Origin of the sequence: Xanthomonas axonopodis pv. maculifoliigardeniae (genome assembly GCF_041519315.1) — a bacterium.
GTDB lineage: Bacteria > Pseudomonadota > Gammaproteobacteria > Xanthomonadales > Xanthomonadaceae > Xanthomonas > Xanthomonas euvesicatoria.
In genome coordinates this window covers 1,180,980-1,202,268 of the sequence record NZ_CP167998.1, presented here as the reverse complement: position 1 = coordinate 1,202,268, position 21,289 = coordinate 1,180,980, and the positions used below count along the sequence as shown (strand labels likewise).

General features: G+C 64.3%; 19 protein-coding genes, 1 tRNA gene and 1 pseudogene. 2 read left to right on the top strand and 19 right to left on the bottom strand.

Going from position 1 to position 21,289, the window contains the following annotated elements:
* Positions 1-8: 8 nt before the first annotated feature.
* The 3 genes from acnD to prpB all read right to left on the bottom strand — a co-directional run bounded on the left by acnD (position 9) and on the right by prpB (position 4,889).
* A complete protein-coding gene (acnD, locus tag ACDH77_RS05360) occupies positions 9-2,603 on the bottom strand; it encodes a Fe/S-dependent 2-methylisocitrate dehydratase AcnD (protein ID WP_031421453.1) in 2,595 nt (864 codons plus the stop codon).
* A gap of 160 nt (positions 2,604-2,763) precedes the next feature.
* A complete protein-coding gene (gene prpC / locus ACDH77_RS05355) occupies positions 2,764-3,918 on the bottom strand; it encodes a 2-methylcitrate synthase (protein ID WP_014089551.1) in 1,155 nt (384 codons plus the stop codon).
* Between the two features lie 74 nt (positions 3,919-3,992).
* A complete protein-coding gene (prpB, locus tag ACDH77_RS05350; protein ID WP_372353754.1) occupies positions 3,993-4,889 on the bottom strand; it encodes a methylisocitrate lyase in 897 nt (298 codons plus the stop codon).
* 146 nt (positions 4,890-5,035) lie between these two features.
* Here prpB and prpR point away from each other — a divergent pair, with 146 nt between their 5' ends.
* On the top strand, positions 5,036-6,637 hold the full coding sequence (gene prpR, locus ACDH77_RS05345; protein ID WP_080721355.1) for a propionate catabolism operon regulatory protein PrpR: 1,602 nt from the start codon (positions 5,036-5,038) through the stop codon (positions 6,635-6,637).
* 228 nt (positions 6,638-6,865) lie between these two features.
* Here the strand turns inward: prpR and ACDH77_RS05340 are convergent, their stop codons facing one another.
* The 15 genes and pseudogenes from ACDH77_RS05340 to ACDH77_RS05270 form a co-directional block, all read right to left on the bottom strand.
* Positions 6,866-7,192, bottom strand: coding sequence for a hypothetical protein (locus tag ACDH77_RS05340; protein WP_008571594.1), 327 nt, complete (start codon positions 7,190-7,192; stop codon positions 6,866-6,868).
* A gap of 203 nt (positions 7,193-7,395) precedes the next feature.
* Positions 7,396-7,962 (bottom strand): annotated as a pseudogene (locus ACDH77_RS05335) (hypothetical protein).
* Positions 7,963-8,039: 77 nt separating this feature from the next.
* A tRNA-Val gene (locus ACDH77_RS05330) sits at positions 8,040-8,114 on the bottom strand.
* 164 nt (positions 8,115-8,278) lie between these two features.
* Positions 8,279-8,632 carry a PilZ domain-containing protein gene (locus tag ACDH77_RS05325; RefSeq protein ID WP_003483889.1) on the bottom strand — a complete coding sequence of 118 codons (354 nt, stop codon included), beginning with the start codon at positions 8,630-8,632 and terminating at the stop codon, positions 8,279-8,281.
* Positions 8,629-9,588 carry a DNA polymerase III subunit delta' gene (locus ACDH77_RS05320; protein WP_008571599.1) on the bottom strand — a complete coding sequence of 320 codons (960 nt, stop codon included), beginning with the start codon at positions 9,586-9,588 and terminating at the stop codon, positions 8,629-8,631. Before ACDH77_RS05320 ends, ACDH77_RS05325 begins: the two co-directional genes overlap by 4 nt.
* Positions 9,585-10,658, bottom strand: coding sequence for an endolytic transglycosylase MltG (mltG, locus tag ACDH77_RS05315; RefSeq protein ID WP_014089547.1), 1,074 nt, complete (start codon positions 10,656-10,658; stop codon positions 9,585-9,587). Before mltG ends, ACDH77_RS05320 begins: the two co-directional genes overlap by 4 nt.
* 60 nt (positions 10,659-10,718) lie before the next feature.
* Complete coding sequence (locus ACDH77_RS05310; protein ID WP_031421446.1) at positions 10,719-12,074, bottom strand: aminodeoxychorismate synthase component I; 1,356 nt, start codon at positions 12,072-12,074, stop codon at positions 10,719-10,721.
* 167 nt (positions 12,075-12,241) lie between these two features.
* Positions 12,242-13,477 (bottom strand): beta-ketoacyl-ACP synthase II, encoded by a 1,236-nt coding sequence (fabF, locus tag ACDH77_RS05305; RefSeq protein ID WP_011346636.1) that lies wholly within the window; start codon positions 13,475-13,477, stop codon positions 12,242-12,244.
* A 141-nt stretch (positions 13,478-13,618) separates the two neighbouring features.
* A complete protein-coding gene (acpP, locus tag ACDH77_RS05300; RefSeq protein ID WP_002814322.1) occupies positions 13,619-13,858 on the bottom strand; it encodes an acyl carrier protein in 240 nt (79 codons plus the stop codon).
* A 204-nt stretch (positions 13,859-14,062) separates the two neighbouring features.
* Positions 14,063-14,806, bottom strand: a complete 744-nt coding sequence (gene fabG / locus ACDH77_RS05295) for a 3-oxoacyl-ACP reductase FabG (protein ID WP_008571604.1) — start codon at positions 14,804-14,806, stop codon at positions 14,063-14,065.
* An 82-nt stretch (positions 14,807-14,888) separates the two neighbouring features.
* Positions 14,889-15,833: an ACP S-malonyltransferase gene (gene fabD, locus ACDH77_RS05290; RefSeq protein ID WP_031421444.1), complete on the bottom strand. Its 945-nt coding sequence runs from the start codon at positions 15,831-15,833 to the stop codon at positions 14,889-14,891.
* 288 nt (positions 15,834-16,121) lie between these two features.
* Positions 16,122-16,562 carry an MEKHLA domain-containing protein gene (locus ACDH77_RS05285; RefSeq protein ID WP_029818826.1) on the bottom strand — a complete coding sequence of 147 codons (441 nt, stop codon included), beginning with the start codon at positions 16,560-16,562 and terminating at the stop codon, positions 16,122-16,124.
* A 247-nt stretch (positions 16,563-16,809) separates the two neighbouring features.
* Positions 16,810-17,787 carry a beta-ketoacyl-ACP synthase III gene (locus tag ACDH77_RS05280; RefSeq protein ID WP_031421440.1) on the bottom strand — a complete coding sequence of 326 codons (978 nt, stop codon included), beginning with the start codon at positions 17,785-17,787 and terminating at the stop codon, positions 16,810-16,812.
* Between the two features lie 90 nt (positions 17,788-17,877).
* Complete coding sequence (gene rpmF / locus ACDH77_RS05275; protein ID WP_003483870.1) at positions 17,878-18,072, bottom strand: 50S ribosomal protein L32; 195 nt, start codon at positions 18,070-18,072, stop codon at positions 17,878-17,880.
* A 97-nt stretch (positions 18,073-18,169) separates the two neighbouring features.
* The gene (locus ACDH77_RS05270) at positions 18,170-18,679 is read right to left on the bottom strand and encodes a YceD family protein (protein WP_031421438.1); all 510 of its coding nucleotides are present in this window, start codon (positions 18,677-18,679) and stop codon (positions 18,170-18,172) included.
* 111 nt (positions 18,680-18,790) lie between these two features.
* Here ACDH77_RS05270 and ACDH77_RS05265 point away from each other — a divergent pair, with 111 nt between their 5' ends.
* Positions 18,791-19,366: a Maf family protein gene (locus ACDH77_RS05265; protein WP_029818824.1), complete on the top strand. Its 576-nt coding sequence runs from the start codon at positions 18,791-18,793 to the stop codon at positions 19,364-19,366.
* A gap of 104 nt (positions 19,367-19,470) precedes the next feature.
* On the opposite strand, the gene ACDH77_RS05260 is transcribed toward ACDH77_RS05265, so the two are convergent.
* Positions 19,471-21,288, bottom strand: a complete 1,818-nt coding sequence (locus ACDH77_RS05260; protein WP_087944186.1) for a hypothetical protein — start codon at positions 21,286-21,288, stop codon at positions 19,471-19,473.
* Between the last annotated feature and the right edge of the window lies 1 nt (position 21,289).

Genomic DNA, 21,289 nt, shown 5'->3' with positions numbered 1-21,289 from the left:
GTGCTGCCCTATGCGGCCCTGTTTGCCTCAAGAAAGTCCTGCGCAAACCGCTGCAAGACGCCACCGGCTTCGTAAATCGACACTTCCTCTGCAGTATCCAGGCGGCAAGTCACCGGCACCTGCAGTTGCTCGCCATTGCGCCGGTGGATCGACAACGTCAGCGTGGCGCCGGGCGTGCGCTCACCCACCACGTCGAAGGTTTCGCTGCCATCGATGCCCAGGGTCTTGCGATCGGTGCCCGGTTTGAACTCCAGCGGCAGCACGCCCATGCCGATCAGGTTGGTGCGGTGAATCCGCTCGAAGCCTTCGGCGACGATCACTTCCACACCGGCCAGCCGCACGCCCTTGGCCGCCCAGTCGCGCGAAGACCCCTGCCCGTAATCGGCGCCAGCGATGACGATCAGCGGCTGCTTGCGCGTCATGTAGGTTTCGATCGCCTCCCACATGCGCAGCACCTGGCCTTCCGGCTCCAGCCGCGCCAGCGAGCCGGCCTTGACCTGCCCATCGACCACCGCCATTTCGTTGATCAATTTGGGGTTGGCGAACGTGGCGCGCTGCGCGGTGAGATGGTCGCCGCGATGGGTGGCGTAGGAATTGAAGTCCTCCTCCGGCACGCCCATCTGCGCCAGGTATTGCCCAGCCGCGCTGCCGGCCATGATCGCGTTCGACGGCGACAAGTGGTCGGTGGTGATGTTGTCGCCCAGCACGGCCAACGGGCGCATGCCGCGTAGCGTGCGCGCACCGGCCAACGCGCCTTCCCAATACGGCGGACGCCGAATATACGTACTGGTCGGGCGCCAGTCGTAAAGCGGGTTCACGCTGATCCCCTGCCCCACGCTGCGCTTGAACATCGGGTCGTACACGCTGCGGAAGTGTTCCGGCTTGACGCTGCGCGCCACCACCGCGTCGATCTCGGCATCGCTCGGCCACAGGTCCTTGAGCGTGACCGGCACGCCGGCGGCGTCGATGCCCAACACATCCTTCTCGATATCGAAGCGCACCGTGCCGGCAATGGCGTAGGCAATCACCAGCGGCGGCGAGGCGAGAAACGCCTGCTTGGCATACGGATGGATGCGCCCATCGAAATTGCGGTTGCCCGAAAGCACCGCCGTGGCATACAGATCGCGATCGATGATTTCCTGCTGGATCGCAGGATCCAGCGCCCCGCTCATGCCATTGCAGGTGGTGCAGGCAAACGCCACGATGCCGAAGCCCAACTGCTCCAGCTCGCTCAGTAAACCGGCCTCTTCCAGGTACAGCTGCACGGCCTTGGATCCGGGCGCCAGCGAGCTCTTCACCCACGGTTTGCGGGTCAATCCGCGTGCATTGGCGTTGCGCGCCAGCAAGCCGGCAGCGATGACATTGCGCGGGTTGGAGGTATTGGTGCACGAGGTGATCGCTGCGATGATCACTGCGCCATCGGGCATCTGCCCCGGCACCTGCTCCCACGCACCGGCAATCCCACGATCCGCCAGCTCGGTAGTGGCCACGCGTTTGTGCGGATTGGATGGCCCGGCCATATTGCGTACCACGCTGGCCAGATCGAACTGCAGCACGCGCTCGTACTGCGCGGTGGCCAGATCGTCTGCCCATAGGCCGGTATGCCGCGCATAGGTCTCCACCAACGCGACTTGCGCATCGTCGCGACCGGTCAAGCGCAGGTAATCGATGGTTTGCTGGTCGATGTAGAACATCGCCGCCGTCGCACCGAATTCCGGTGTCATGTTGGAAATGGTCGCGCGGTCGCCGATGGTCAGTGCGCGTGCACCATCGCCATAAAACTCGAGATACGCGCCGACCACGCGCTGCGCGCGCAGGAATTCGGTCAATGCCAGCACGATGTCGGTGGCGGTGATGCCCGGCGCCGGCCGGCCGGTCAGTTCCACGCCGACGATGTCCGGCAGGCGCATCCACGAGGCGCGCCCCAGCATGACGTTCTCCGCTTCCAACCCGCCAACGCCAACCGCGATCACGCCCAGCGCATCCACGTGCGGCGTATGGCTGTCGGTGCCCACGCACGTATCCGGAAACGCCACCCCGTCCAGCGTGTAGATCACCGGCGACATCTTCTCCAGATTGATCTGGTGCATGATCCCGTTCCCCGGCGGAATCACTTCCATATTCTCGAACGCACGCTTGGTCCATTCGATGAAGTGGAAGCGATCGGCATTACGACGATCTTCCACGCTGCGATTCTTGGCGAACGCCTGCTTGTCGAAGCCGGCGTATTCCACCGCCAGCGAGTGATCCACGATCAACTGCACCGGCACCACCGGATTGACCTGTGCCGGGTCGCCGCCCTGGTCGGCAATGGCATCGCGCAAGCCCGCAAGATCCACCAGCGCGGTCTGACCCAGGATGTCGTGACACACCACCCGTGCCGGAAACCACGGGAAATCCAGATCGCGCTTGCGCTCGATCAATTGCCGCAGGTACGCCTCCAGCAGTTGTGGCTCTGCCCGCCGCACCAGGTTCTCGGCATGCACGCGTGCGGTGTATGGCAAGGTTGCATACGCACCGGGCTGCAGCGCATCGACGGCGGCGCGTGCATCGAAGTAATCCAACGAGGTGCCCGGCAAGGGCTTGCGGTACTGGCTATTCATGGCTGGCGATATCGAAGCAGGCGGGGGGAAATCGGGGATCGGGAATCGAACTTGGCGTTGCAGAGGTTTGCAAGTCTTGCTGCTGACCTGGCTTGCGAGGTCCGATCGCCTTCATCGAAGGCGACCGAAACCCAGAAATCAGCGGCTGCGCAAAGCGTCCTCAGCTGCGCTGATCCAGCGGCACGAACACCTGATCTTCCGGCCCGGTGTAATTGGCCGAGGGGCGAATGATCTTGCCGTCCATGCGCTGCTCGATGATGTGCGCGCTCCAGCCGGCTGTGCGCGCCAGCACGAACAAGGGGGTGAACATCGCCGTCGGCACGCCCATCATGTGGTAGCTCACCGCACTGAACCAATCCAGGTTCGGGAACATCTTCTTGATGTCCCACATCACGCTCTCCAAACGCTCGGCGATGTCGTACATCTTGCGGCTGCCCTGCTCATCGGACAGCTCGCGCGCCACCTCCTTGATCACCTTGTTGCGCGGGTCCGACACCGTGTACACCGGATGTCCAAAGCCAATCACCACTTCCTTGCGTTCCACCCGCGCCTTGATATCGGCTTCTGCTTCGTCCGGGGTGTCGTAGCGCTTCTGCACTTCGAACGCCACTTCGTTGGCGCCGCCATGCTTGGGGCCACGCAGCGCACCGATGCCACCAGCGATGGCGCTGTACATATCGCTGCCGGTCCCGGCAATCACGCGGCTCGCAAAGGTAGATGCATTGAATTCGTGCTCGGCATACAGGATCAGGCTGGTATGCATCGCGCGCACCCACGAATCCTTGGGGGCAAAGCCGTGCAGCAGGTGCAGGAAATGGCCGCCGATGGAATCGTCGTCGGTCTCCACCTCGATGCGCTTGCCGTTGTGGCTGTAGTGATACCAGTACAGCAGCATCGAACCGAGCGAGGCCATCAGTTTGTCGGCGATGTCGCGCGCACCCGGGTGGTTATGGTCGTCTTTTTCCGGCTGCAGGCAGCCCAGCACCGACACGCCGGTGCGCATCACATCCATCGGATGCGCCGACGGCGGCAACTGTTCCAGCGCAGTTTTCACCGCTGCCGGCACACCGCGCAGCGAGCGCAGCTTGGCCTTGTAACCGCGCAGCTCGCCGCTGTTGGGCAGCTTGCCGTGCACCAGCAGGTACGCGATTTCTTCGAACTCGCTGGTGGTGGCCAGATCGAGAATGTCGTAACCGCGGTAATGCAGATCGTTACCACTGCGCCCCACCGTGCACAGGGCCGTGTTACCGGCGGCAGTGCCGGACAGGGCAACGGACTTTTTCGGCTTGAAACCAGCAGTAGCAGTGTCGTTCATGCGATGAGCTCCCAAACTGTGTGGTGTCGCGGTGTGGCGTGCGAGGTGGCAATGAGATGATCAGCAGCGCGCAATCATGCGCCTTTGCGCGCAAACAACGCATCCAGGCGCTGCTCGTAATCGTGATAGCCGATGCGTTCGTACAGCTCTTCGCGCGTCTGCATGCTGTCCAGCACGCCCTGCTGATGACCGTCGCGCCGAATCGCGGCATAGACCGCCTCGGCCGCCTTGTTGGCTGCGCGAAATGCCGACAGCGGAAACAGCTGGATCGCCACGCCAGCCTGCGCCAGCTGGTCGCGCGTAAACAACGGGGTCTTGCCGAACTCGGTAATGTTGGCCAGCACCGGCACGCCTACCGCATCGACGAAGCGCTTATAGGTGTCCAGGTCGTAGGCAGCTTCGGCGAAGATGCCGTCCGCACCCGCTTCCACGCAGGCGATGGCACGTTCGATCGCCGCATCCACGCCTTCCATCTGGATTGCATCGGTGCGCGCAATCAGGAAGAACGCCGCATCGGTCTTGGCATCGGCCGCGGCCTTGACCCGATCCACCATCTCGCCCTGGCTCACGATCTCCTTGCCCGGCCGGTGACCGCAGCGTTTGGCGCCCACCTGGTCTTCGATATGGCAACCGCCCGCGCCGGCCTTGATCAGCGACTTGATGGTGCGCTCGATATTGAACGCGCTCGGCCCGAAGCCGGTGTCCACGTCCACCAGCAGCGGCAGCTCGCACACGTCGGTGATGCGGCGCACGTCGATCAATACGTCTTCCAGCGTGTTGATGCCCAGGTCCGGCAACCCCAGCGACCCGGCCGCCACGCCGCCGCCGGACAGGTAGAGGGCCCGATAGCCGGCGCGCCGGGCCAGCAGCGCATGGTTGGCATTGATCGCGCCGATCACCTGCAGCGGCGATTCGGCAGCCAGTGCAGCGCGAAACCGCGTGCCAGCAGAGGGAGTGGACGAGGACGTCATGGCGGTTCCTTGGATGGGATCCACCGTACAGGCGCAAGCACCATGCCAAGTACAAGTCGTTGATTTGATGACAATCCCACACGCCAATTGTTGCAAAAATGCAACGGCTGATCCACTATGAAACATCATTGAAACGCGACACCGTCATGCGCCCCCCTGCCCCTCCGGAAACCGCAGACGTCTCCTTGCCCATCATCTGGACCGTCAGCGTCTCGCGCCTGACCGGCCTGCTGGCCGATGTCATCCCCGAGTTCGACCAGCGCGCGCGCATCGAGCAGATCAACCTCGGCTTTGCCGAAGCGGTCGAGGTCATCGGCCAGCGCCTGCGCCGCGAGCGCTGCGACGCGCTGGTGGCCGGCGGATCCAATGCGGCGTACCTGCGCAGCCGGCTCGCGCTGCCCTTGGCGCCCATCCAGGCCACCGGGTTCGATCTGATGGAAGCGCTGGCGCGTGCGCGCCGCATTGCGCCACGCATCGGCGTGGTCACCCACGCTACCGATGTGCCGTCGTTCCGCGCGTTTCAGCACAGCTTCGATCTGGAGATCGAACACCGCCGTTTCGTCACCGCCGAAGACGCACGCGACTGCATTGCCGATCTGCGCGCCAGCGGCATCCAGGTCATTGTCGGCACCGGCATGGCGATCGACTTCGCCGAGCAGGCCGGGCTGCCTGGCGTGCTGCTGTATTCGGCCGATTCGGTGCGTCATGCGCTGGAACAGGCCATCACGCTGGGCACCGCTCCAAGCATCGATCGCGTCGCCGGCCGTGCCGCCCCGCGCCGTGCACGACGCGCCGACGCCCTGCTGGGCGAAGACGGCGCAATGCTGCGCGTGCGCGAGCTGGTGCAGCTCTACGCACCGCATACCGGCACCGTGTTGATCAGCGGCGACACCGGCACCGGCAAGGAACTGGTCGCACGACAACTGCATGCCGGCAGTCGTCGCCGCGGCCGTTTCGTGGCGATCAACTGTGGCGCCATCAGCGAATCGTTGCTGGAGGCGGAACTGTTCGGCTACAGCGACGGCGCCTTCACCGGTGCACGTCGCGGCGGCCACACCGGCCTGATCGAAGCCGCGCAGGACGGCACGCTGTTCCTCGACGAAATCGGCGAATTGCCCGTGCCGTTGCAGACTCGGCTACTGCGCGTCCTGGAAGAACGTGAAGTAGTGCGTGTCGGCGCAACGGTGCCCGTTGCGATCGACGTGCGCGTGGTCGCCGCCAGCCTGCAGGACCTACAGCAGTTGGTCGAACAAGGCCGCTTCCGCCGCGACCTGTTCTATCGTCTTGCCGCGCTGCGCATCGCACTGCCTCCGTTGCGCAATCGCCGCAACGACATTGCGTTGTTGCTTGCGCATTATTTCCAGCAACTCGGCAGCATCGCATCGCCGTTATCGCCAGCGGCATTGCAACGCCTGCAACAGCACACCTGGCCCGGCAACGTGCGCGAACTGCGCAATCTGGTCGAACGCCTGTGCATTCACTGGAAATCCCAACCGCACGACAGCCTCAGCCTGGAGCAACTCGAACGCTGGGCGCCGGAATTATTCGATACGCATTTCGGCAACCACGAAGCACCGCGTGAGCTTGCCGATTTGGCAACCTCTCGCCTGCAGCTCACTGCCACCGCAGTCCGCGCAGCGCTCGACCGCGCCAACGGCAACCGCGCCCTTGCCGCGCAAGCGCTCGGCGTCTCGCGCACCACGCTGTGGCGCTGGATGCAGGCGCAGGCGGTGGCATCGCGTGCATAAGGCAAGCGCGAACTCGCGCGGCTGACCAGGCCACACATAGAGGCGCGGCCTTCCACACTCAGGCGACAATGAATGGCATGCACGCTCGGCGCATGAATGCCCGAGCCACGCTGATCGCGATATGGACGCACTCAGAACGACACGAGGCAGCGATCTGGTGAAACGATCAACTCGCCGACCGCAAACGCCGCGCGCCTTCATCGCATGTCTTTGAAAAGCGTCTCGCCGTCACTTGACCCGCGTGTACTCGGTATCGCCCGTGCTCAACTTGCCGGTCGCCTCATCGATCGCGTAGTTGACCGTGCCGACCCCGTTGGACACCTGCAGCACGCCCTTGGTCAGCAGCGCCGGATGGTTGCGGGTCTTGACGCCATTGCCGAACAGCTCCGGCTGGGTGTCGCGAATGATGAAACTCTCGCCATTGTGCTCGATGCTCAGCACATTCTTTTCCGACTTCACGTTGACCCACTTGCCCACGTACTGCTCGCCAACGTCGCGCGCGCACCCGGCCAACAGCAATGTCGCAACCAGCGCACTTCCAAGCAGCGTCTTCATCGCCACTCCATCTCGATCCGGGGCCTTGCAGGATGGCAAGTCCCTGTCGAGCTCGCAAGGCACCGGCCCTAGCGAAAAGTGCTTAAATGCAGCATCTGTCGCCAATAGTGCCGAACGCCGCTCTCAATTCAGCATGGTGATACCAGCACCGGAGCCAGTTGCTCTGGCAGTCGATAGGCCAAGCAAACTGTGCAGCGCCCAGTTCAACGATGAATCTGTGTCGTCAAAGCGCTGTCGGGATCGAGCAGATGGATCGCGTCGTTGATGAGTAACAGTTGTTCATTGAGAAAAATCATCTCGCTGACTGTCAGTCCCTGCATTCCAGCAACAAGATCCAGCTACCGCCACCGAAGCGGCAACTTTGCATTCCCGAAATTCCAGTCGTCCCTACGATGGGCATATGCGTTGCGCAAGGCGCGCAGCAAGACAACGGCGGGCTCACTTTGATAGCTCCGCTTGAGGTCTGATGCCAACGCATACTTCCACATGGCATCAGAGATTTCGACGATTGCTTGACGCGCGGTATATCGAACTACTTCCTGCGCACGCTCGCGCAACTGTTCTGGGTAGACCTTAAAGGTCCAGTTCACCCCAAGACCGGGAAATGGCTCGGTCGCAATGTCGTCGCCATCGATAATTAGCTCAAAGGGGACCCCTGCGTCCCGAGCCTCTCGCATGTAACGGAAGCCAGCGATCGCATGCCATATCGCCGAGTTGGCGGCAGTGACCGCCTGTATCGCTGCATCGAAAGGTGACTGCCGCGTAGTCATATCACCAAGCCTGGGGTTGATGCCCTGCAACTACGAAAAAACCGGCTTTCGCCGGTTTTCGTTTGACTCTGAATTCATGGTGGGCGGTACAGGGTTCGAACCTGTGACCCTTGCCGTGTGAAGGCAATGCTCTACCGCTGAGCTAACCGCCCGGTGACGCCAGCCGCACATTATAGGGCAGCGGCGGCGGTCGTCAACAACTGTTTACCTGCCCTCTTTCACGCCAGCCAGATCGCACGTTCATCGCAACGGTCTGCAGCGATGACCTAGCAGCTCCACCGCGAACCTCACTGGCGTCTTGCCGTGCCCCTGGCGCTTACATCGTATGCGTCGGCTTGTCCGAGGTGGTCAACCCGGCCAGCAGCGTCTCGATCTTGTTGCGTACCGCCTCGCCTTCCGGGCCGTCGGGGAACTGCACGCCGATGCCGGCGGCGCGGTTGCCCTGCGCGCCGGCAGGCGTCGTCCAGATGACCTTGCCGGCGACCGGCAGGCGCTCGCTGGAGTCCGGCAGGGTCAGCAGCAGGAAGACTTCGTCGCCCAGCATGTAGCGCTTGGGCGTGGGCACGAAGATGCCGCCGCCTTTCACGAACGGCATGTAGGCGCTGTAAAGCGCTGGCTTGTCTTTCAACGCCAGCGACAAAATGCCTTGGCGTGCATTCATTGCACTCATCGAGTTCCCCTAGAACGTGGCTGGCGCTCTCCCTCGCGCCAGGACAGCAATAATTCCGTCACTGCCAGGTCGGCGCGGACGGTGGTGCGCAGCAGATCGCGGGTGCGGTTGGCAGCGTCGAACCAGGTCGCCAGCTTGTGCAACCGCGATGGATCGGTCAAGCCGGCCGATGCCTGTGCCAATGCCAGATCGGCGGCATGGCGCAGGCGCTGGTCGGCCTGGCCATCGCTGGTCCAGCGCTGCGCGACATCGACTGCGCCGGCGCGGCCACTGGCGATCTGCTCCAGATCCTGCGCGACCGCACGCCGCACGGCCAGGCCGTCTTCGCGCAACCACTGCGCGGCCAGGCCGGGGTGGCCGCGCGCGGCGTCCAGCGCTTCCTGCGCGGCGCGCTCGCTCACGCCTTGCGACAGTAACCAGGCCAGTGCCTCGTGCGCAGGCGGCAGCTTGAATTCCAGGCGCTGGCAACGGCTGCGGATGGTCGCCGGCAGACGCGCCGGTTGCGCGCTGATCAACCACAGGTAGCGCCCCGGCGACGGTTCTTCCAGGGTCTTGAGCAAGGCATTGCAGGCCGAGCGATTGATCGCATCGGCCGGGTCGACGATCACCACCTGGGCGATGCCGTACTGCGGGGTCAGCGCGAGCTTCTGCGAAATCTCGCGCACCTGCTCGATGATGATCTCGGTACGCAGTTTGTCGCCGGTGCGATTGGGAATGAACGAGACCAGTTGCAGGTCCGGATGGGTACCGGCGGCAATCAGCTGGCGCGTGCGCTGCGCCAGCGTCGGGTCGGGCGAGGCGGCCAGGACGTGCTCGGCCAGGGCCAGGGCGACGGCACGCTTGCCCAACCCTTCCGGGCCGCAGATCAGCAGCCCATGTCCAAGCCGCCCCGCATCCAGCGCAGCCACGGTCTGGTCGAAGGCGCGCTGCTGCCAGGGCGAAAATGCGGCGGTCATGGCGTGGTCTCCGTCTGCGGCGTACTCGGCAGGCGGCGGCGCTGCAGATAGCGCGCCACCGCTGCGTTATGTTCGGCCAACGTGGCCGAAAACGCGTGCGCGCCGGTGCCATCGCCCACCGCCACGAAATACAGCGCCTCGCCGGGCGCCGGCCGCACCGCCGCCAGCAGCGCCTCGCGCCCCGGCATGGCGATCGGCGTCGGCGTCAGGCCGGTGCGGGTATAGGTGTTGTACGGCGTATCGGTGGTCAGGTCGCGGCGACGGATATTGCCGTCGTAGCTGCTGCCGATGCCGTAGATCACGGTGGGGTCGGTCTGCAGCTTCATACCCAGCTGCAAGCGGCGCAGGAACACCCCGGCAATGAGCGGGCGCTCGGAGGCCAGCGCCGTTTCCTTCTCGATGATCGAGGCCAGAATCAATGCCTGCTCCGGCGAGACGAGCGGCAGGTTCGGGGCGCGCTGCTCCCAGGCCTGTGCCAATGCCTTGTCCATGGCCGCATGCGCGCGCTTGAGTACATCGATGTCGCTGTCGCCACGCTGGTAGACATAGGTTTCCGGCAGGAAGCGCCCTTCCGGATGCTGCTTGGCAAATCCCAGGCGGGCCATCAGTGCCGCATCGTCCAGCGCATTGATGGAATGTTGCAGCGGCGTGGCGGTCGCCAGTGCGGCGCGCAGCTGACGGAAGTTCCAGCCTTCCACGATCGTGAAGCGGTACTGGATCACCCGTCCCTGGCGCATGCGCGTCAGCAGTTCCCGCGGCGACAGCGCTGGCGATAGCGCGTATTCGCCCACCTTGAGCTTGCCGGCCGCATCGACCTGGCGCGCCAGCAGCTGCCACTCCAGCTCGGTGCCCTGCACCAGGCCGGCAGCGCGCAGTTTGCGCAATGTGGCCTTGAGCGAATCACCGGGCGCAATCACCACGCTGGGCGCGCTCGCAGGCACGGGGGTATCGGCGAAGTGCAGGTAATGCCGCCACGCCACCACGGCGGCAATCGCCAGCAGCGCTGCAAGCAGCAATGCCGTGCCCAGCACGGCCAGACATCCGCGTTTGCCAGTCACCGCCACACCCACCTCGTCATTGCCCCTGCGCCGCGCAGGATACCGCGCGCCGGTGATGTCCCGTTGAAGCGCTCATGTCTGCTCGATCGCACGCAATACGCCCCGTGCCTTGGCGCGGGTTTCGTCCAGCTCGCGCTGCGGATCCGAATCCACCACGATCCCGGCCCCGGTGCGGAACCGCACCTGGTGACCGGCTACCTCGGCCGTGCGGATCAGGATATTCAGATCCATGTCGCCGTCGCGATTGAGCCAGCCGAATGCGCCGGTATAGGCCCCACGCGCGGTCTGTTCGAGCTCGGCGATGACCTGCATGCAGCGCACCTTCGGGCAACCGGTAATGGTGCCGCCGGGGAACACCGCGGCAATCACCTCACCGGGCGTCACTCCGGCACGCAGGCGCCCGCGCACGTTGCTGACGATGTGATGCACATGGGCATAGCTCTCCACGCACATCAACTCGTCCACCTCCACGGTGCCCGGCGCGCAGAGGCGGCCCAGGTCGTTGCGTTCCAGATCGATCAGCATCACGTGCTCGGCGCGCTCTTTCGGATGCCCGACCAGCTCACGGATACGTGCGGAATCGTCGTCGCCGGCAAACCGCGCGCGGGTGCCGGCGATCGGGCGCGTCTGCACCACATCGCCCTGTACCGACACCAGCCGCTCGGGCGAGGAACTGGCCACTGCACGCCCGGCCGCCACGAACAGGCCGGCGAACGGCGCCGGATTGGCCGCACGCAGGCGCGCATGCAACGCGGCCGGATCGACCACCGCAGCGAATGCCGCGTGCCACGCGCGCGAGATATTGGCCTGGAACACATCGCCGGCGCGCAGGTAATCGAGCACGCGCTCCACCGCCGCGGTGAAACGCTCGGGAGCATCTTCGTCCACGGCAAGCGGCCCGGCCCAGGCAGGCAGCGGCGGCAGTGCGGCGCAGGCAGCAATGTCCTCGCCGATCTGCTGCAACAACTCCTCGCGGCCCGGCTCTGCCAGCGCCACGCAGTGCCCGTGCAGGCGATCGCGCAGCACCGCTGCCGGCGCGCGCAAGGCCAGCGCAGTGGGCAAGCCATCGGCGCGCGTCGGCAGTTGCAGAATCGGTTCGACCTGCGCGGCCAGTTCGTAATCCAGCAGCACCGCCCAACCGCCGCGAAACGGCCAGGGGCTTGCAGGCGCGTGCGGCACCCGCTCGGCCTGCCAGGCGGCATCCAGCGCCGCCAGAAAGCCGCCCTCCAGCACTTGCCCAGCGCCATCGCGCGTGCATCCGTCCGGATCCAGCCGCAGGCATGGCCCCTCTGCCAGCAGCAGCACATCCCAGCGACCGTGCTCGGTGCCGGAAGCGCTGGATTCCAGCAGGGCCGGATAACGTTGCGGTGACAGCCGATGCAGCGCCAGCAGGTCGATGTCCGCGTGCAGTGATCGGGTAAGCGTCATCGGTCCGGCATGGCGTGGGATACAGACGCGCCGCTGCCGTACGCAGCGCGCGCGAGGAGTGAATCAAAGGGTGATCGCAGGAGTGAACATCAACCCGCAAGCCGGCAGTGCATGCGGCAGCCAGGCAGGTCGCGCGCCGATGACGGCCACGCGACCGATATGCAGGGTCAAACGCGCTTGAACACCAGCGTGCCGTTGGTGCCGCCAAAGCCGAAGCCGTTGGACATCACCGCATCCACCTGTACCTCGCGCGCCACGTTCGGCACGTAATCCAGGTCGCAGCCTTCGCTTGGCTCTTCCAGGTTGATGGTCGGCGGGATGATGCCGGTGTGCAGCGCCATCACCGAGAAAATCGCTTCCACACCGCCGGCCGCGCCGAGCAGATGCCCGGTCATCGACTTGGTCGAGCTCACCATGGTCTTGTAGGCATGATCGCCCAGGGCGCGCTTCATCGCCATCGTTTCGGCCAGGTCGCCCAGCGGCGTGGAGGTGCCGTGCGCGTTGAGGTAGCCGATCTGCTCGGGGTTGAGCTTGGCATCGCGCATCGCTGCCGCCATGCTGCGCGCCGCGCCCTCGCCGTCTTCGCTGGGAGCGGTCATGTGGAACGCATCGGAACTGGCGCCAAAGCCCACCAGCTCGGCATAGATGCGTGCGCCACGCGCCTTGGCGTGTTCGTACTCTTCCAGCACCAGCACGCCGGCACCGTCGCCCAGCACGAAGCCATCGCGCTGCTTGTCCCACGGCCGCGAAGCGCCGGTCGGGTCGTCGTTGCGGGTGGACATCGCCTTCATGGCGCAAAAGCCGCCCACCGAACTGGGCGACGAACCGCGCTCGGCACCGCCAGCCAGCATCACATCGGCATCGCCGTGCTGGATCATGCGCATCGCGGTACCGATCGAGTGGTTGGACGTGGCACAGGCCGATACTGCCGAGAACGTCGGGCCTTTCAGGCCTTTGATCAGGCTCACCTGGCCGGGCAGCATGTTGATGATGGTGCTGGGCACATAGAACGGCGAAATCTTGCGCGCGCCGCCCTCATGGAATTTGATGGTCTGCTCTTCGATGCCGAGCAGCCCGCCGATGCCGGAGCCGAGAATGGCGCCCACGCGTTCGGCATTGCTTTCGTCGATTTCCAGGCCGGAATCGTCCAGCGCCATGAACGAGGCGCCGACACCGTAGTGGATGAACGAATCCATCTTCTTGACGTCCTTGGCGGACACAAAAAGCGTGGGGTCGAAATTCTTGATTTCACCGGCGATCTTGGTGGTGAACTGCGAGGCATCGATCTGCGTGATCGGGCCAATGCCCGAGCGGCCGTGGACGATTCCATCCCAGCTGGTGGCCAGATCATTGCCCAGCGGCGACACCATGCCCATGCCGGTAACGACAACACGACGACTCATTGCAGATCTCCTCACCACGGAACGGACGGTGCTTGGGGTTTGCGGGTGACACTTGAAAAACACAGGGCCGCATCAGCGGCCCCATGGAATGTCTGATGCGGCAGCGGCTTGATGCACGCCGCCACGATCAGGAACAACGCATCAGCTCTTGACGTGAGCCTTGACGTAGTCGATCGCCTGCTGCACCGAGGTGATCTTCTCGGCCTCTTCGTCCGGGATCTCGCACTCGAACTCTTCTTCCAGCGCCATCACCAGCTCGACGGTGTCCAGCGAGTCGGCACCCAGATCATCGACGAACGATGCGCTGGTGGTGACTTCCTCTTCCTTGACGCCGAGTTGTTCGACGACGATTTTCTTGACGCGTTCTTCGATGGTGCTCATTGGGGATATCGCTCCAGCTGGAGTAGTGGTGGTTCGAGTTTTAGGATCCCCGCACACGGATGTGCGGTGCTCCTGTGAGGGACTCACAAAACGCCATCGCCGCTGCGATGGCCGCGTTGGATAGTGTAGTGGAAGCGACCGGGCCTTGCATTGCATCACAACTCCCGGCCGATCAGCCACTTAGCGCCTCCCGGCGCCGCACGCTTACGGCATGTACATGCCACCGTTGACGTGCAGGGTCTCACCGGTGATGTAGCGGGCCGTCGGGCCGGCCAGAAACGCCACCGCATTGGCGATGTCTTCCGGCTCGCCAAGATGGCCCAGCGCAATCTGCTGCAGCAAGGCGGTCCTGGCCTCGTCCGGCAGCGCCTTGGTCATGTCGGTATCGATGAAACCGGGCGCCACCACATTCACGGTCACCCCGCGCGAGCCGATTTCCTTGGCCAGCGATTTGGAGAACGCGATGATGCCGGCCTTGGCGGCGGCATAGTTGGTCTGGCCAGGATTACCGGTCACGCCCACCACCGAGGCGATATTGATGATGCGGCCCTTGCGCGCCTTCATCATGCCGCGCATGACCGCCTTGGAGGTGCGGAACACGCTGGTCAGGTTGGTGTCGATGATCGCCTGCCAGTCGTCGTCCTTCATCCGCATCAACAGATTGTCGCGGGTGATGCCGGCGTTGTTGACCAGGATCGAGATGGCGCCGAATTCCTTGCCGATGGCATCGATCAGGCCATCGACTGCAGTCGCGTCGGTGACGTTCAACTCACGGCCGTGTCCGCCGTGGGCGGCCAGACGCTCGCCGATCGCCGCGGCGCCGGAAGCCGAGGTGGCGGTGCCGATGACCGTGGCGCCCTGGGCGGCCAGGGTATCGGCAATGGCCGCACCGATGCCGCGACTGGCGCCGGTGACGAGGGCGATTTCGCCCTGCAGGGGCTTGCTCATGATTGCTGTTCCTCGATGGGGGACGCCGCAACCGTGGCCGCGAACGTCGAGGGATGCCGGCACGGCCGGCAGCGGCGTTGGATCAGTGCACCCACGCGTCGAGCGCGCCGGCATAGTCGGCAGGCGTTGCCAGCGGCCGCGCGTCCAGGCTCTTGTCGATACGCTTGATCAGCCCGCTCAGCACCTTGCCCGGGCCGCATTCGGCAATGCGGGTGATGCCCTGGCTGGCGAGCGCCTGCACGCAGCCGGTCCATTGCACCGGCAGGTAGAGCTGCTCCACCAAGGCCTGGCGGATGGCCGTGTTGCCCTCATGCACGCGCGCGTCCACGTTCTGCACCACCGGAATCTGCGGGGCGTGCCAGGTCAGCCCGGCCATCGCCTCGCCAAGCTGATTGGCGGCATCGCGCATCAGCGGGGTATGCGAGGGCACGCTCACTGCCAGCTTGACCGCCTTGCGCACGCCGCGCTCGGCCAGCAGCGCCAACGCGCGATCCACCGCCGCAGCGTGGCCGCCGATCACGATCTGACCGGGCGAATTGAAGTTGGCCGGCACCACCACGTCGCTACCGGACGCCTGGTCACAGACCTCCTGCACCACGGCGTCTTCGGCGCCCAGCACCGCAGCCATCGCGCCAACGCCCGCCGGTGCCGCAGCCTGCATGAACTGGCCGCGCAACCGCACCAGATGCGCACCATCGTGCAACGACAGGGCGCCAGCCGCGACCAGCGCGGTGTATTCGCCCAGGCTGTGTCCCGCCAGCAGCACCGGGCGCTGCCCGCGCTGGGCAGTCCACAGACGCCACACCGCCACGCCCGCAGCCAACAAGGCGGGCTGGGTGTATTCGGTGCGATTGAGCATTTCTTCCGGGCCGCCCTGGGACAATGCCCACAAGTCGACGCCGGCGCCCTCGGAGGCTTCGGCGAACGTTTCACGAATCTGCGGGTGCAGTTCGGACAGTTCGGCCAGCATGCCTAAGGACTGCGAGCCCTGGCCGGGAAACACGAAGGCGAGAGTGGATTCGGTCACGCGTTGCTGCCTACAAAAATCGAGCCGGGATCATACGTGCGAAATCGCCCCGGCGTCTGTACTGCCGCGTATGCAGAAGGCTCCGCGAACGTGTCGCGACGTCGCGAAACCGCACACCGGGCCTGGTCGGGCCGGGCGCGCGCAACGGCAACCGTCGCGCTGACGCGCCGCTATTCGGGTTCAATGGTGAAAGCGTTGCCGGCAAAGGCGGCGCGGCCAGCGCCCGCAAGGCCGGCGGGCGAGGAAGTGAAGGGCCAGGCGCACCCGGTGCTGCCACCTGCGCCTCGTCTACCCTGGCAATGGGAATGTTGCCGCTTGTCCACGCAGCATCCCGTCCTCATCGACGAGTTGCCAGACCACACCGTCGGCGATCCGGAAGCGGGAACCATCCTTCGCGATCCGCACACCCGCGTAGTTCCTGACGACGCCATCGCGGGTGACCGCATCGAGCAAACGCTGACGTTCCGCGCGTTCCGGCAATTCTGCCGATAGCCGCGATGGCATGCCGACGAACTCGCCCCAGCTGTAGCCGAATACGCGCTGCGCCGCCTGGTTCGCATAGACAAACCGCGGATCTGCCGCGGTATCGTGCGCAAGCAGGGCGAACGGCGCATCGCGATACAGCCAATCGGGCTCGATCTGTCGATCTGCGACCAGCGGGCGGCCTGCAAACCGCTGGTAACTGCCAGTGAGCAAGGCGACGAAAACGGGGTCGTGGGCGGGGTGCATGCGCTGACTTTACTTGCCGGCCGGCCTGTCCGACGCACCGGCCCGCAGACGGGTCGCATCCAGCGAATCAAGCCACTCACGTGACCTAAAACCGGGCGCTACCCTTCACGGAATTCAAGCGCTCCGGAAACCTACACAGGCCCCAGGCGGCAAGATTGCCACCATCGCAAGGAAAGACGAGTGTCCCGCCATGCACGCATCCGCGTGAGTGAACGTGCGCACCTGCTCGGCGCAGGACGCAGAAACGTCAGTAGCGCAGCAGCGCCGAGCCCCAGGTAAACCCGCCGCCGAAGGCTTCCAGCAACAGCAACTGGCCGCGCTGCACGCGACCGGAGCGCACTGCCTCGTCCAGCGCCAGCGGCACCGACGCAGACGACGTATTGCCATGGCGATCCACGGTGACGACCACCTGCTCCATCGGCAGCTCCAGCCGCTTGGCGGTGGCTTCGATGATGCGCAGGTTGGCCTGATGCGGAATCAGCCAATCCAGGTCGTGCTTGTCGTAGCCATTGGCCGCCAGGGTCTCATCGACCACCGAGTCCAGCGCCTTGACCGCATACTTGAAGACGTCGTTGCCCTTCATCAGCAACGCGCCGCCGCCATTCTTGCCTTCGCCGAAGCCCACCGAGACCCCAACCGGGTCCCACAGCAGTTCTTTCTTGCTGCCATCGGCGTGCAAATGGGTACTGAGGATGCCGGTTTCTTCGTCGGCCTTGAGGATCACCGCGCCGGCACCATCGCCGAACAGCACGCAGGTGGTGCGATCGGTCCAGTCGACGATGCGGGTCAGGGTTTCTGCGCCCACCACCAGCACGGTCTTGGCGTCGCCACTGCGCACGAACTTGTCGGCCACGCTGAGCGCGTAGACAAAACCCGAGCAGGCAGCGTTGACGTCCATCGCACCGCAACCGACGTTACCCAGCCGGGCCTGCAACAAGCAGGCGGTCGACGGAAAGATCAGGTCCGGGGTGGTGGTGCCGATGACGATCAGATCGATCTCGTCGGCGGTCACACCGGCCGCTTCCATCGCCTTCAGCGAGGCGAAATACGCCAGATCGCTGGTGGTCTGGTCGTCGGCAACGATGTGACGTTCACGGATGCCAGTGCGCGAGAAGATCCATTCATCGCTGGTGTCGACGATCTTCGACATGTCGTCGTTGGTCAACACCTTTTCGGGCAAATAGCTACCCGTGCCCGCGATTCTGGAATAGATCCGCTTGCTCATACTGTTCCCTGTTGCAAGAGCCGCGGTGACCGGCGGCTCCTGAAGAAGCGAGAGTCACCCGGCCGCGTCGAACGCGGCGGGCGCCACGGATCAATCTTCTTGGACGGCCGACGACTTGGTCGCGATCACCTTCTTGCCACGGTAGTAACCGTCGGCGGTGATGTGGTGGCGCAGATGGATCTCGCCGCTGGTCGGGTCGGTCGACAGCTGCTTGGCGGTCAGGGCATCGTGCGAACGACGCTGGCCGCGACGGGACGGGGTGACACGGGATTTCTGCACAGCCATGGGATTGCTCCAACTTTAGTTCGATAACTTGTCTGTTGAGTCGAACAGCACGCTCTACGCCCGCGTCGACCTGTCTTACCGCCCTTAACAGCGGCGGTTACTGTTTCTTCAACGCTACCAGCGCCGCGAACGGACTGGCCTTGTCCTGCTCTTCCTGGGTCGGAACCCATTCGGCGTCGATCGCTTCGCTGCCCGGCGCCACCGGCACCACCGGCACCGACAGCACCAGTTCGTCCTCGACCATGTCGACGGCCCGCAGCATGCCATCTTCCGGTACCAGCAACGCTTCGTACTCGGCCGGCAATGCAGCTTCGTCGGCCTCGTCACGGATCAAACCAAGACGCTGTCTGATTTGCACCGGATACAGGAAGCGTTGCAGGCTGCGCTGGCAGGCCAGCGGAAGCTCCACATCGATACTGAGTTCGACATAGGCGACCTTGAGCAGGGGATCTTGATCGAATTGAAGCGAATAGACACATTCGCCATCGGTATCGACAAGGCTTCCCTGCAGGCGGGTCATCGCAGATAGCGGGATGCGGCCATCGAAGCGCCTGCGCGCTGCGACCATCCGCCAAGCATCCAGCATTTCGGGCACGTTCGCGGACATAAGCCGCAGAATGTTAAAGACCCGCGGTAGCCCTGTCAAATGACCCCATTCATGCGATTGCCGCATGGGCCGCAGGACGGCAGACTCCCGTGACCACCCCGGTAGCGCCCCATGATGCCACGCCTGATCCTTGCGTCCACCTCTGTCTATCGGCGCGAGCTGCTTACCCGCCTGCAGCTCGACTTCGACACCGTCCGGCCGGAGGTCGACGAGCAGGCGCAGCCGGGCGAATCCCCGAGCGCACTGGCCAGCCGCCTGGCCGTGGAAAAAGCCGCCGCGGTGGCAGCCCGCTTCCCCGCCGCCTGGGTGATCGGCTCGGATCAGGTCGCCGACCTGGACGGCCAGCCGCTGGGCAAACCCGGCACGCGCGAGCGGGCCCGAATGCAGCTGACTGCCATGTCTGGCCACACCGTGCGCTTCCATACCGCCGTCAGCCTGGTCGGCCCGGAGCGCCAGCTGCACGCGCTGGACCTGACCGAGGTGCAGCTCCGCGCGCTGACGTCCGCCGAGATCGAACGCTACCTGGACGCCGAACCGGCCCTTGATTGCGCCGGCAGCTTCAAATGCGAAGGCCTCGGCATCAGCCTGTTCGACGCGATCCGCTCGCAGGACCCCACCGCCCTGGTGGGCCTGCCGTTGATCGCGCTGGCGCGGCTGCTACGGGAGGCGGAATTCGACCTGCCTTGAGTGATCGACAGCGATGACTCAGAAGGGCGCACGACCTCACCTGCCAGGCAAGCAGGGCGCCAGAACCGATTCAACCGCTTGAACCACCAGACGCGAAGGCAAGCCTAAAACCAGGCGCTCCTTCTTACCTTGAAAGCACGAAGACACGAGGGAGCAACGCTGCGTGCCGACCAACCAACCCACTGCGCCCCTCCCACACGCGTTGCCATGCCTAGCGGAGCTTCATCGCATACCAGTACCAGCCGCGATGCCGATGTCTCTGCCTTGAAATCAAATCGAACCGCCGAGGCATCTTTCAAGAGGTTACGGACAGGTGTCGCAGCAACATCGTCAATGGCAACTGGATCGGTGGGGACCTGCGTGCCCTCCAGATAGCGCGTTTCTGGCCAAGCGAAGATGGACGTATCTGCTGCCTTCAGTACCGGCAGCGCGTCGGCAACTTCCGCAAGAACCGTCTCTCCGTGGATGGCATCGACATCAATCACGCCGGCCGCTGCTGCGGTTGCCGTCATGTTGGCGGCAGTCTGCATGCGCTGCGCAAGGAGCGCCATCCATAGCGTGCTCGGCACCAGGCAACAGGCCAGCGCCAGGCCCGCCAACGCGACACGGCGCGGGTGCAAATTTCCATACCGAACGAACGACCACAACAATAGACCGCTCCAGAACAGGACCGACCAAGGCAAGTAGCGCGCCGCGAGCAATTGCTCGGGAAACGACTGAAAATACACGGCTCGCGCCAACGCGATTGCCGCTCCGACGGCAAGCGCAAACCAGGCCATCGAGATCGCCGTCAGCTCTGCAGCCGATTCGGCCCGCTGACGCCAGCGCGAGTAGGTAATGCCCATCAACCCACTTACGCCCAACAGCCCGACCACTCTGTGCGGCCAGGCCGAGATCATGACCGGGCCGAATACCGATGTGTACCCATGTGAGATTGCAACGGCCATTGCCCTCAATGATTCCACCGGCAATTTTTCTGCAACGCTCACGTCAACCAGTGGCAGCAAGGCATAGATAAACGGCGCCGACAGCCAACCCAGCACAATATCCAACTGAGAAAGTGGCGCGATGACGCGCGCATTTTGCATGTGCGCATCACCAAAGCCCACGACCAGCAGCAGGGATACAGAAAAGCCCGTTAGCACAATGCACCACTGGAGCCATGACGCCCTCCGCAGCAACAACATCACCAGCAAGGCAACGAACGTGGCAATCCCCGCACCAAAACAGAAGGTCGCTGCGAGCCCGCACAGTGCCGCAAGCACGGCACGCCACCAACCGCCACCGCGACCGAGCAAGCAACAACCGCCGACCAGAAACGTGGTAATCAGATAGACATGCACTGACTCATTTGCATGCGCCAGTGCCCGCTCGTTTCCCAGCCAGAAAACACTTAGCGTACAAACCAGCCCGGCGGCAGCGTACGCCATAGCACCCAGACGCTCAGTCCGAACCAGACGTAGCAGCATCCACACTGTCAGCAAAGCCAGCGCAACACCCGCCCAGATCTGCAGCCATTGATTTCCATCAAACCATCTGAGCTCGGCAAGACGCAGCAGATTGGGCAGGACCTCACGATGTCCGTTATCCACCGCAAGTACATTGCGCGGCCAAGGCTGGCTCAGCAGGTTGTTTGCGAATCGCCATGGATCGGCATAGAGCACCTTGGGCGACAGCGCGACCATTGCCAGCACGCCGACCGCGAGATAGAACCACTTTGCACCAAACAGCAACTGGCGCGAGAACCTGTTCCAAGCCCGGCCTGCTCCCAGCCGGTGGCCGGAGTCGCTGGATAAATCCCTATATTTGCGCTGCAATTGCTTTTCCTTTATTGCCTTGTCGGCCAGCGCCGGCCCTGTCACGACGGAGGAGCCAAGCACAAGGCCTGATGGGTGCATCTTGGCGACCGCCAGCGCGGCCAAA